The organism is Martelella sp. AD-3 (genome assembly GCF_001578105.1).
In the GTDB taxonomy this organism is placed as follows: domain Bacteria; phylum Pseudomonadota; class Alphaproteobacteria; order Rhizobiales; family Rhizobiaceae; genus Martelella.
The window spans coordinates 3,994,514-4,006,593 of sequence record NZ_CP014275.1; the positions used below are offsets into that span (position 1 = coordinate 3,994,514).

The following is a 12,080-nucleotide window of genomic DNA, read 5'->3' on the forward strand; positions in this document are numbered from 1 at the left end:
GTCAGTTCCTGTAAGGTTCAAGTACGAGATCGCGGGTAACGATGACCCTGACCGGGTAGCCCGGCCGGATGGTGAGAGTCGGCGCGACCTGCAACTGGCGCTGGACGATCTGTTGTCCGGCCTGATTGATGGTGTCCTGCGCCCCATCTCGGATGGCGCGGATCAGCCGATCCTCGTCGTCGGTCGCCAGTTCCGTACCGATACCGAGCAACGTGGACAGCCCCGCAGCCTTCATCAGATCCCACCAGTGGTAATCAACGCCATCTTCCAGCCCGGCATAGCCGGAAGCGTCCGCGCCGGGCTGGCGCTCCAACACGATCGAGCGGCCATTGGGCAGTATCAGGCGGTTCCAGACCAGCAGCACGCGGCGCTGACCGAATTGCACGCCCGCATCATACTGGCCGATGATGCGGGTTCCTTGCGGGATCAGCAGCAGACTGCCGGTCGGACTGTCATAGACATTCTCCGTCACCTGCGCGGTGATCTGCCCCGGCAGATCAGAGCGGATGCCGGTAATCATCGCGGCCGGAATCACGGCCCCGGCCTGCAGGATATAGGGCGAGACTGGCGCCATGATCCGGTCCATGGCAACGGTCTGCCGATCCACCGGCCCATTCAGGAAAGCTGTGTGCCGGTCCTGCGTTTCAGGTTGGGCACCAAAGTCCGGCCCCACAAGCCCCGGCATCGTCGAGCCAGCTGTCGTCGCCACTCTTGGCCCGGACTGGAAGAACACTGTACTGAGACGCGCAGCTTCTTCTTCGGCAAGCCGGCGCTCTTCGGCAGGATCCCGGGCAGGCGTCGCCATGGCGGGCGGCGTGACGGGCTGACCCCGGTTCTGGGCATCCAGAATCGGGCCACCGAGATCGCCCGGCAATGCCGGTCCCAGGACCGGCCCGGTATAATCCTTCGGCAGACCCGCCAGTCCATCTGCCGTGGCGCGGTTCTCGGTCGAATAGAGTTCCTCGTCATTTCCGCTCATATCGCGGGTCTGGAGCGCATAGATCAATGCGCCGCCAATGCCGAGGAGCGCGACAGCTCCAACGCCGGCCAGCATCTTGCGCGACAGGCGGGTGACGCGCGGCGGCTCGGCGCGCAGACGCATCGGCGTTGGGTTGATGGTAGCCTCCTCACTCATGACGGTTGCTCCCCGGTTTTAGCGGGCTGGGCAGCTTGCCTTTGCTCGATGCGAACGATCCTGACCGTCTGCTGCTGCTTGCCGCTGCCAAGACGCAGCTCAGCCGCGCCGAACAGGCGATCCACAATCAGGATGTTCTGGTGAATGCGGGAGTTGACGACCTGGGTCTCGCCGTCGGAACCGATGACGAAGATCGGCGGCATCTCTCCCTGCACGATGCCGCGCGGGAAAACGACATAGACACGGCGGCCATCGTCGAAGACGGAAATCGGCCGCCATGGCGGCGTATCTCCGGTCAGGCCGTAACGATAGTTGCGTGCCGCCTCGACCGGGATGATGGGTGCTGCGGGAACCGTCTGGCGCTGACCGGCAGGCAGCGCCGGATAAGACCAAGATACGGACGGCATATAGAGCGCCTCGCGGGCGCGCAGCTCGATCATATAGGTGCGCCGATCGGTCGTCACCACGAGATTGGTTGAGATGTCGGATCGGGATGGTTTGACGAGAATATGGACCCGGCGCGACGTACCGCTCCCGCTCTCGGTATCGCCAATGATCCAGCGGGCGGTGTCTCCTGCCGCGATCGGTCCCGCGCCGGTCAGGCTTTCGCCCGGCTCCAGCGCAATATTGGTGATCTGGCCCGGTGCGGCATAGACCTGATAGAGCGCGCCTTCCGACCAGGGATATATCTGGATGGCATTATAGTAACCCTCGCGGCGCGGCTCGACGCGGGCGGCGGCATTGGCGTTCTCAACCCTGCCTGCCGGTGTTCCGGCAGCGGTTCCGCCGCGTGCGACCGCCCAGGCCGGCGGCGTGTGAAGCGGCCGAGGCCGGTCATCGGTGACAGCGGTCGGCACGACGGGCAACGCTGGCACATCGGCATCATAGCTGAACTGCGGCGTCTTGTTGGTGGCGCAGCCTGCCAGCATGGTGACCGAAAGCAACAAAGCTGCAAAGGCGGGTTTACGGAAAACCGGCAAGGCGGAATTGCGGGAAGACGCGATGGTCATTGGCTCATCTCCCGCGACCATGAAATTGCATTGACGTAGATGCCGAGCGGATTGGCGCGCAGACGCTCGGCATCGCGCGGCGTCTGGATCACGATGGTCAGGATCGCGGTCCAGCGCTCGGTCGTGGAAAGCTGCCCGTTCTCATAGTGACGCTCGGTCCAGGCGACGCGGAAGCTGTCGTTCGAGGCGCGTATGACGCTGGAAACCTCGACTGCGATCTGCTGGCGGCCGACACGGGTGAACGGATCATTGGCGCGGGCATAGTCGTTGAGCGCGGCCGCTCCCCTATCAGTGGCGAACTCATAGGCGCGCAGCCAGTTCTGGCGCACGATGATGGCATCCGCCGGGATCGAGCGCGTCTGCTCGATGAAACGGCCAAGATGGAATGCGATCTGCGGATCGGTCGGACGGTAATCGGCGGTGGCTGCGGCGACGGTCTGGGCTTGGCCGAGATTATCGACCTGCACCACCCAGGGCACGACGGTCCCTCGCGCCGATTGCAGAACGAGCGCGGCAGCGAAGCCCGCCGAGAGGATCAGCGAGCCGAAGGCCATATAGCGCCAGTTCTTGGCCTGCACGCGAGCCGAGCCGATGCGCTCGTCCCAGACTTGTGCGGCTTTCTGGTAAGGCGTCTCGGGTTCGGGCGATTTGCCGTAATGGGTCGCTGGACGTCTGAAGATGTTCATGAGCGGTCACTTTCGGAAATGTTGACGGAAGAGCCGCCGCCGTGGCTGTCACCGGAGCGGACGGCATGGGCGGCCATGGTCGTGCCGTGATTGAGCGCCTGGCGGCGGTGCATCTGCTGCGCCCATGCAGGCGGTCCGCCCGCCGGTGCGGAGGCGGGTGCGGCACCGGCCACGCTCGCACCGCCAATGGTTCCCAGCGAGGACGATCCACCCGTGACGCCGAGCCCGCCGCGCGCGCCATCGGAGAAGCTGGATTTGACGCTTTCCGCTGCTTTCGAGGCCGCTCGTTTCAGGGGCGATGCGGCGGCGGAGCCTGCCGCGCGGGCAACGCCGCCGAGGCCGGAGGCAACACCGGCAGCCCCTGACTGGCCGAGCGATCCGACACTATAGGCGGCGCTCGCCGCCCCTGCCGCAGCAGCACCGCCACGGACGGCAGCAGCTCCACCCGACAGCGCCGCTGCCCCTCCCTTCGCGGCCATGCCTGCGGCAGCGCCGCCGGCAAGCATCATGCCGCCAGCGGCAAGGCCGGTTCCAACTGCTGCACCTGCGCCAAGCTGCGGGCCGCCAGAAACCAGACCGGAAGCGATGCCGGGACCGAAGATGCCGAGGCCGAGAAGGGAAAGTGCGGCCAGCACGATCGCCATTGCGTCGTCGATGGTCGGCGTCACGCCGCCGAAACCGGCCGTAAACTGCGAGAACAATGTCGAGCCGATGCCGATGATGACGGCGAGCACCAGCACCTTGATGCCGGAAGAGACGACATTGCCGAGCACGCGCTCAGCCATGAAGGCGGTCTTGCCGAAGAGGCCGAAGGGAATGAGGACAAAGCCCGCCAGCGTGGTCAGCTTGAACTCGATCAGCGTGACGAAGAGCTGCACGGCGAGAATGAAGAAGGCCAGCAGCACCAGCGCCCAGGCGAACATGAGACAGGCGATCTGGATGAAGTTCTCGAAGAACGACCAATAACCCATCATGTCCGAGATGGATTCGAGCAGCGGGCGACCGGCATCGAGGCCGGTCTGCGCCACCTTGCCGGGCCGCAGCAGATCGGCGGCGGAAAAGCTGGTGCCCGAACCTTTCAGGCCAAGACCGGCGAAGCTGTCGAAGATGATCTGGGCGAGATTGTTCCAGTTGCCGATCAGATAGGCGAAGACGCCAATGAACAGCGTTTTCTTGACCAGCCGGGCGATGATGTCGTCGTCGGCACCCCAGGACCAGAACAATGCCGCCAGCGTTACGTCGATGACGATCAGCGTGGTGGCAATGAAGGCGACCTCGCCACCGAGCAGGCCAAAGCCGCTGTCGATATAACTGGTGAAAACACCCAGAAAGTTGTCGATGACGCCGGTGCCGCCCATGGTTCACTGTCCCCCGTTCTGATGCGGAGCGGCGGGCACCGGCGTCCGGCCGAGGAACCGGTCGCGGTTCTCGGCCCAGGTGGCGAGGCAGCCGGGGTCGTTCACGGCGGCCTCGCCTAACTGCTGGCAGTGGCGCAGGCTCTGGTGCAGCGGATCGGCAGGCGCCTGAAGCGCCGGCGCCGAACGGGGCTGTGCTGGTTCGTCCTCGCGTGTCATTTCGATCACCGTCGCGGTGATGGCGATGGCCACGAATATGATTGCGCCAAGCCGGGCCAGCATCTTGCCGTCCATGTCGCGCCCCTCCTGTCCGGTCAGTTGCTGCCGTTGCCGAACATCCGGGCATTGCCCGGCTGATAGCCCGATCCCGGTGTCAGGAAACGCTCGCGTTGGATGCGGCCCTGGTCGGCGGCGGTGGCGCGCTCGGCTTCGATCAGAGCTTCGGAGCGACCATTGGCGGACATCAGCGCGATCAGGTCGGAAAGCTGCTGCGACTGGAGCGCGAGAAGCTGATTGCCCGCTTGTGTCGCCTGCAACGCGCCGGTCGCGTTCTGGCTCTGCGCGACAAGGGCGGACATTTCAGCGCGATTGGTGTCAATATTTCCGACGACACCGGCCTGCACGCGCATGGCGTCCTGCAAGCCGCCGACCGTATTCTGCCAACGGGACCGTGCATCGGCGACGAGCTGGGCGTCGGTCGCGGATAGCGAAACCTTGCCGTATTTCTGTTGGAACATCTGATCGACGTTCTGTACGTCGAAGGCAATGTTCTGCGCCTGGGCCAGAAGCTGCTGCGTGCGCTGGACGTTCTGCTGCAAAGTCTGGAGCGAGGAATATGGCAGACTGGCGAGATTCTTCGCCTGATTGATGAGCATCTGCGCTTCATTCTGAAGCGAGGTGATCTGGTGGTTGATCTGCTCCAGCGTGCGTGCGGCGGTCAGAAGGTTCTGCGCATAGTTGGTCGGATCATAGACGATGCGGCCGAAGCCAAAAGCGTGAGCGGGGCTTGCCAGCATGGGCGACAGTGCAACAGGCATGGCGAGCGTCAGCGCCAGCACGGATGCACTGACATATCGGGAAACGGGGATACGGATCATGGCAGGATCTCCTTTTCTTGGCTGTCATCTGGATGGATTTGATCTGGCGCGACCGACCGAGCGGGCTCTGTGCGTTCGACAAGATTGGTAAGGTTCGGGATCAGATCGACGGCCCATTCGACGCCGCGATCGCGCAGCCAAGCCGCGAGAAAACCGTCCTGCCCATGCTCGGCAACGAGTTCGGCGATACGGGTCTGATCGGATTTGGATGATGCGGCGCAGAGCGCGAGGCCGACTTCGCTGAGGCCAAGCTCGAACAGGCGATTGCCGCGCCGCGATTGGCAGTAATAGTCCCGCTTTGGCGTGGCCCGCGCGAGGATCTCGATTTGCCGGTCATTGAGGCCGAAGCGGCGGTAGATTGCCGTGATCTGCGGCTCGATGGCGCGTTCGTTCGGCAGCAGCAGCCGCGTCGGGCAACTTTCTATGATGGCAGGCGCGATATTGCTGCCATCGATGTCGGAAAGTGACTGCGTGGCGAAAATGACGGAAGCGTTCTTCTTCCTGAGCGTCTTCAGCCATTCGCGGAGCTGATTGGCGAAACCTTCGTCATCCAGCGCCAGCCAGCCTTCGTCGATGATGAGCAGGGTTGGCCGACCGTCGAGCCGGTCGCCGATCCGATGAAACAGATAGGACAGGACGGCAGGCGCAGCCCCAGTGCCGACCAGCCCCTCGATCTCGAAGGCCTGTACATCGGCTGATCCGAGATGTTCGGCCTCGGCGTCGAGCAACCGGCCATAGGCGCCGCCAATGCAGTAAGGGCGCAACGCCTGTTTCAGATCGTTGGATTGCAGCAGCACGGCAAGGCCGGTGATGGTCCGTTCCCCCGCCGGGGCGGATGCCAGCGATGTCAGCGCCGTCCAGATGTGCTCCTTCACCTCCGGCGTGATGCTCATGCCTTCACGCATCAGGATCGCGGCGATCCAGTCAGCGGCCCATGACCGTTCATAGGCATCATCGATCCGCGCCAGCGGTTGCAGGGAAACGGAAACCTCCGATCCCTCGGTCAATCCACCGCCGAGATCATGCCAGTCGCCACCCATGGCGAGCGCCGATGCCCGGATCGATCCCCCGAAATCGAAAGCGAAAATCTGGCTTCGCTCATAACGGCGAAATTGCAACGCCATCAGCGCCAGCAGCACGGACTTGCCTGCGCCGGTCGGGCCGACGACGAGGGTATGGCCCACGTCGCCGACATGAAGGGAAAGCCGGAACGGCGTCGAACCCTCGGTCTTGCCGTAAAGCAAGGGGGGCGCTCCGAGATGTTCGTTCCGTTCCGGCCCCGCCCACACGGCCGATAGCGGGATCATGTGGGCAAGGTTGAGCGTCGAGACCGGCGGCTGCCGAACATTGGCATAGGCATGTCCGGGGATTGAGCCGAGCCAGGCATCGACGGCATTGACGGTTTCCGGCATGGCCGTGAAGTCACGGCCCTGAATGATCTTCTCGACCAGACGCAGCTTCTCGTCGGCGATACGGGGATCGGCGTCCCAGACGGTGACGGTTGCTGTGACATAGGCCATGCCGGCGACGTCAGCGCCCAGTTCCTGCAAGGCCATGTCGGCATCGAGCGCCTTGTTGGACGCATCGGTGTCCACCAGCGCCGATTGCTCGTTGGTCAACACCTCCTTGAGGATCGCGGCGATGGATTTTCTCTTGGCGAACCATTGACGGCGGATTTTGGTGAGGAGTTTCGTCGCGTCCGTCTTGTCCATCAGGATGGCGCGGGTGGACCAGCGATACGGGAACGCGAGCCGGTTCATCTCGTCGAGCAGGCCGGGCGTGGTCGCTGTCGGAAAGCCTGTGATGGTCAGGATGCGCAGATGCGACAAGCCCAGGCGTGGCTCCAGCCCGCCGGTCAGCGGCTGATCGGCCAGCAGCGCGTCGATGTGCATCGGCACCTCGGGCACGCGGACGCGATGGCGGTTCGTGGAAATCGTGGAATGGAGATAGGTCAGCGTGCCCGCGTCATCGATCCAGTGGCATTCGGGCATGAAGCCGTCGAGTAGTGCCAGCACGCGGTCGGTGCGGTCGACAAAGCCGCGCATCAGCTCCCATGGATTGACGCCGGATTGCTCACGGCCCTCGTAGAGCCAGGTCTCGGCGCGAGCCGCATCTTCGGCGGGTGGCAGCCAGAGGAAGGTCAGGAAGTAGCCCGACACGAAATGCGTGCCCGCTTCCTCGAAGGCAGCTTTGCGCTCGGCATCGACCAGAGCGGAGGCCGGATCAGGAAATTGGCTGCCGGGATAGGTCGCGGCTTCGCTTCGTTGTGCCTCAACAAAGATCGACCAGCCGGAGCCGAGGCGGCGCACGGCGTTGTTGATACGCCCGGCGACCGCGACCAGTTCGGCGGCAACAGCGGAATCCAGATCCGGCCCGCGAAACTTCGCAGTCCTCTGGAAACTGCCGTCCTTGTTCAGTACGACGCCCGAGCCAACCAGCGCGGCCCAGGGCAGGAAATCCGCGAGGCGGGTGGCGGTACGGCGATATTCGGTGAGGTTCATCATGGCCGCGCCCTCACACCGACAGATGACCGGGGATGCGCAGATGCCTGCGCCCCACCTCGACGAAGAGCGGATCGCGTTTGGCAGCCCATACCGCGAGGAAATGACCGACTGCCCAGATGGCGATGCCAACCAGCCAGAGACGGAGGCCGAGGCCGACGGCGCCGGCCAGCGTGCCGTTGACAATGGCAATCGAACGCGGTGCGCCGCCGAGCAGGATATGCTCGGTCAGCGCCCGGTGAACCGAGATGGAGAAGCCCGGCACCGTATCGAGCTGTTCAAACCCGCCCGCCATCAGATGAGCGCCCCGCCGCCGAACGAGAAGAACGACAGGAAGAAGCTCGACGCGGCGAAAGCGATGGACAGGCCGAAGACGATCTGAATCAGGCGGCGGAAGCCGCCGGAGGTATCGCCAAAGGCCAGCGCCAGGCCGGTGGCGATGATGACGATGACGGCGATGATCTTGGCGACAGGACCCTCGATCGACTGGAGGATCGACTGAAGCGGTGCCTCCCAGGGCATGGAGGAGCCGGAGGCGTGTGCGGCAGGCGCCAGCATCAGACTGATGGAAACAGTGGCAGCGGCGGTTGCCATGATGCGGCAGCCGCGTGAAATCGTGCGGATCATGAAAGGTTTCCTTTCGGGGTGGTTGCCAAAGTGATGGGATGCGTGATGGCGTAATCGCCGTCCGGCCCCAGCCCATCGACGCGGGCGAGTTCGACCAGCCGGCGGGAAGAGCCGCGTCCGGCAAGAACGGCGACGAGGTCGATTGTCTCGGCGATCAGGGCGCGCGGGACGGTGATGACGGCTTCCTGGATGAGCTGTTCGAGGCGTCGCAGCGCGCCAATGCCGGAACCGGCATGGATGGTGCCGATCCCGCCCGGATGGCCGGTGCCCCAGGCTTTAAGGAGGTCGAGAGCTTCGGACCCGCGCACCTCGCCGACCGGGATGCGATCCGGGCGCAGGCGCAGCGACGAACGCACCAGGTCGGAGAGGGTCGCCACGCCATCCTTGGTGCGCATCGCGACCAGATTGGGCGCGGCGCATTGCAGTTCGCGCGTGTCTTCAATGATCACGACGCGGTCCGAAGTCTTGGCGACTTCTGCCAGCAGCGCGTTGGTCAGCGTGGTTTTTCCGGTCGAGGTGCCGCCCGCGACAAGGATATTGGCGCGCGTGGCGACGTTCAGGCGCAGCACCTCGGCCTGAGCACTGGTCATGATCCCAGCGTTTACATAGTCGTCGAGCGTGAACACCGCGACGGCAGGCTTGCGTATGGCGAAAGCGGGTGCTGCGACCACCGGCGGCAGCAGACCCTCGAACCGTTCGCCGGTCTCGGGCAGTTCAGCCGACACACGCGGATTGCGGGCATGAACCTCGGCGCCGACATGATGGGCGACCAGCCTGACGATCCGCTCGCCATCGGCAGCCGACAGCCTCTCCCCCGTATCGGCCAGCCCTTCGGAGAGCCGATCCACCCAGATGCGGCCATCGGGATTCAGCATCACCTCAACCACAGCTGGATCTTCCAGAAACCGGGCAATCGATGCCCCGAGCGCGGTGCGCAGCATCCGCGCACCACGCGCAATCGTCTCGGGTTTCTGATGTGATGCGGTCATGGCGGCCCCATTCATGGCGGGACGCGCAAAAGACGGACCCCGGATTGGGGTCGATTAAAAGAACCTGATTTAGGGCCGTTTCAACAGATGTTTACGCGTGTGCGGGCATCGGCGGCGCAGGGCGGCAAATAGGATGGATCTAAAGTTCAGAGCTGGTTTCCATCCGCTTCGGACTGGCCTTGTGACGAAAGATCGTGAAGCGAATCCATATCCCGCGACAACTCTTTCAGGAATCTGTCGCCGGAAGCCAGGCGCTTGCCCAGCGTCTGCATGAAGCCTTCGAAGCGCTCGTTGCCCTTGATGCGCGCCGATTGTTTCGCGCTATCTGACAGCGGCGGCGTCATGGTGAGCCAGAATTGTACGAACAGCGAAAGCGTCTCGCCGAGGATGGCCACATCTTCGTCCAGCATATCGAACTGGCGGCCAAGCTTATCCAGGCGTCGCGACATTGCGGCTTCCAGCCGTTCGGTCGTGTCACCGGACAGGAAGGATGCTACCGCAGCCTCGATCACCGCGGATTTTGAAACATTGCAACGCAGCGCCAGACCCTCGACCTGCTTCAGCAGATCCGGGGAGAAGTAGACATTCATGCGGGTTCGACTCGTCATGCCTGTCTTCCTTCTCAAAGCTCGATGCCGTCATTTGGGTCAAGTGACGCCTGCCGCGCGACCATGCGCATCCGCTGACGCATGGCACGGGCTTTGGCGGCATCGACGTCGGGCTCATCATCGAGAAAGTCGAACTCCTGCGATGGCGGCGGTGGTGGCGGGATGATTTCCTCATGCTCGGGAAGCTCCGGCTCACGACGGATACCGGCATTGGCAGGATCGTCGTCGGACGTGTTCGACGTGGGTCCGTGGCCGGCCGCGGCCGTAACAACACGGCTCGTCCAGTCGTCTGGCGCCGATGTTTCCATCTTCACCGACTGCTTGCGTAGGTCGGGCGGCGGCAGCACCCGTTCTTGAAGCCGCGCATCGGCATAGTAGCGCGCCTTGGCGGCGCGGATGGGCGGCACACCCGCTACCATGACGATCTCGTCGGTTGGCGGAAGCTGCATGATTTCGCCGGGCGTCAGCAATGGCCGCGCCGTTTCCTGCCGCGACACCATGAGGTGCCCCAGCCATGGCGCGAGGCGATGGCCGGCATAGTTGGTGGAATCGCGCATTTCCGTAGCCGTGCCGAGCGCATCGCTGATCCGCTTGGCGGTGCGTTCGTCATTGGCGGCGAAGGCCACGCGCACATGGCAATTATCGAGAATGGCATTGTTTTGCCCATAGGCGCGCTCGATCTGGTTGAGAGATTGGGCAATCAGAAAGGCTTTCAGGCCGTAGCCGGCCATGAACGCCAGCGCTGATTCAAAGAAATCCAGCCGCCCCAGTGCCGGAAACTCGTCGAGCATCAACAGCAGCCGGTGCCGCTTGCCGGAGGTCTCCAGTTCCTCGGTTAGCCGCCGTCCGACCTGATTGAGGATGAGGCGGATCAGCGGTTTGGTCCGATTGATGTCCGAGGGCGGTACGACGAGATAGAGGCTCACCGGTTCCTTCGCGCCGACCAGATCGGCGATGCGCCAATCGCAGCGCGCCGTCACGCAGGCGACAACCGGATCTCGGTAAAGACCGAGAAACGACATGGCGGTCGAAAGGACGCCGGAGCGTTCGTTCTCTGATTTGTTGAGAAGCTCGCGCGCAGACGAGGCAATGACAGGATGAACACCGGCTTCCCCCAGATGCGGCGTGTCCATCATTGCGCGTAAGGTTGCCTCGACCGGACGGCGCGGATCGGACAGGAAATTGGCGACACCAGCCAGTGTCTTTTCTTTCTCGGCATAGAGAACGTGCAGGATCGCGCCGACGAGTAGGCTGTGGCTGGTCTTTTCCCAATGGTTGCGCTTGTCGAGGCTGCCTTCGGGATCAACAAGAATGTCCGCGATGTTCTGCACATCGCGGACTTCCCATTCCCCCTGCCGCACTTCCAACAGCGGATTATAGGCTGCGGAATATACATTGGTCGGATCGAACAGCAGGACCCGGCCATGATGGGACCGGAATCCCGCTGTCAGATTCCAGTTCTCCCCCTTGATGTCATGGACAATACAGCTTCCCGGCCAGGTCAGCAGCGTTGGCACGACGAGGCCCACGCCCTTGCCGGATCGGGTTGGCGCAAAGCACAGAACATGCTCGGGGCCGTCATGACGCAGATAATCCTTGCTGTGCCGCCCCAGCACGACGCCATCCGGGCCGAGCAATCCGGCAGCATGGATTTCCTTATCCTCGGCCCATCGCGCTGAGCCATAGGTGGCGACATTACGAGCCTCGCGTGCCCGGATGATCGACATGAGAAAGGCGGCAGCTATGGCCAGAACCGCTCCGGACGTGGCGATGAACGCGCCTTCGGTAAAGATGCCCGGCGCATAGGCATCGTAAGAGAACCACCACCAGAAGAAGGCCGGTGGATAGTAGAACGGCCATCCGGCAATATCGAACCAGGGGTTGCCGAGCTGTGGCTGGAAGCCGAGCCGGAAAGCCACCCATTGCGTTGCAGCCCAGACCATCACCACGATGATGGTGAACACGACAATGATCTGGACCCAAAGTATTCGGCCTCCACGCATACAGGCTCCAATTGGCAAGAGAGACGGAGCCGATCAGAGAATAGAGGTTTTTGCGAGTGGCAACAGGAA

Annotated in this window: 12 protein-coding genes; all 12 read right to left on the reverse strand. The window is 63.4% G+C overall.

Annotated features, from left to right (window positions below):
* Position 1 precedes the first annotated feature (1 nt).
* Positions 2–1,135: a TrbI/VirB10 family protein gene (locus AZF01_RS18385; protein ID WP_024706907.1), complete on the reverse strand. Its 1,134-nt coding sequence runs from the start codon at positions 1,133–1,135 to the stop codon at positions 2–4.
* Positions 1,132–2,145, reverse strand: a complete 1,014-nt coding sequence (trbG, locus tag AZF01_RS18390) for a P-type conjugative transfer protein TrbG (RefSeq protein WP_024706908.1) — start codon at positions 2,143–2,145, stop codon at positions 1,132–1,134. Before trbG ends, AZF01_RS18385 begins: the two co-directional genes overlap by 4 nt.
* Entirely contained in the window at positions 2,142–2,831 is a 690-nt protein-coding gene (gene trbF / locus AZF01_RS18395) for a conjugal transfer protein TrbF (RefSeq protein ID WP_024706909.1), read from the reverse strand. The genes trbG and trbF overlap by 4 nt, the downstream gene beginning before the upstream one ends.
* Positions 2,828–4,189, reverse strand: coding sequence for a P-type conjugative transfer protein TrbL (gene trbL / locus AZF01_RS18400; RefSeq protein ID WP_061449815.1), 1,362 nt, complete (start codon positions 4,187–4,189; stop codon positions 2,828–2,830). Before trbL ends, trbF begins: the two co-directional genes overlap by 4 nt.
* A 3-nt stretch (positions 4,190–4,192) precedes the next feature.
* Positions 4,193–4,480, reverse strand: coding sequence for a putative entry exclusion protein TrbK-alt (gene trbK-alt / locus AZF01_RS18405; RefSeq protein ID WP_024707398.1), 288 nt, complete (start codon positions 4,478–4,480; stop codon positions 4,193–4,195).
* A gap of 20 nt (positions 4,481–4,500) precedes the next feature.
* Complete coding sequence (gene trbJ / locus AZF01_RS18410; RefSeq protein ID WP_024707399.1) at positions 4,501–5,283, reverse strand: P-type conjugative transfer protein TrbJ; 783 nt, start codon at positions 5,281–5,283, stop codon at positions 4,501–4,503.
* On the reverse strand, positions 5,280–7,787 hold the full coding sequence (gene trbE / locus AZF01_RS18415) for a conjugal transfer protein TrbE (RefSeq protein ID WP_024707400.1): 2,508 nt from the start codon (positions 7,785–7,787) through the stop codon (positions 5,280–5,282). Before trbE ends, trbJ begins: the two co-directional genes overlap by 4 nt.
* Positions 7,788–7,797: 10 nt before the next feature.
* Positions 7,798–8,079: a VirB3 family type IV secretion system protein gene (locus AZF01_RS18420; RefSeq protein ID WP_024707401.1), complete on the reverse strand. Its 282-nt coding sequence runs from the start codon at positions 8,077–8,079 to the stop codon at positions 7,798–7,800.
* Entirely contained in the window at positions 8,079–8,411 is a 333-nt protein-coding gene (locus AZF01_RS18425; RefSeq protein ID WP_009450539.1) for a TrbC/VirB2 family protein, read from the reverse strand. The genes AZF01_RS18420 and AZF01_RS18425 overlap by 1 nt, the downstream gene beginning before the upstream one ends.
* The gene (gene trbB, locus AZF01_RS18430) at positions 8,408–9,400 is read right to left on the reverse strand and encodes a P-type conjugative transfer ATPase TrbB (RefSeq protein ID WP_024707402.1); all 993 of its coding nucleotides are present in this window, start codon (positions 9,398–9,400) and stop codon (positions 8,408–8,410) included. Before trbB ends, AZF01_RS18425 begins: the two co-directional genes overlap by 4 nt.
* A gap of 146 nt (positions 9,401–9,546) precedes the next feature.
* Entirely contained in the window at positions 9,547–10,008 is a 462-nt protein-coding gene (locus AZF01_RS18435; protein ID WP_024707403.1) for a CopG family transcriptional regulator, read from the reverse strand.
* 14 nt (positions 10,009–10,022) lie between these two features.
* Entirely contained in the window at positions 10,023–12,011 is a 1,989-nt protein-coding gene (locus AZF01_RS18440; RefSeq protein ID WP_024707404.1) for a conjugal transfer protein TraG, read from the reverse strand.
* Between the last annotated feature and the right edge of the window lie 69 nt (positions 12,012–12,080).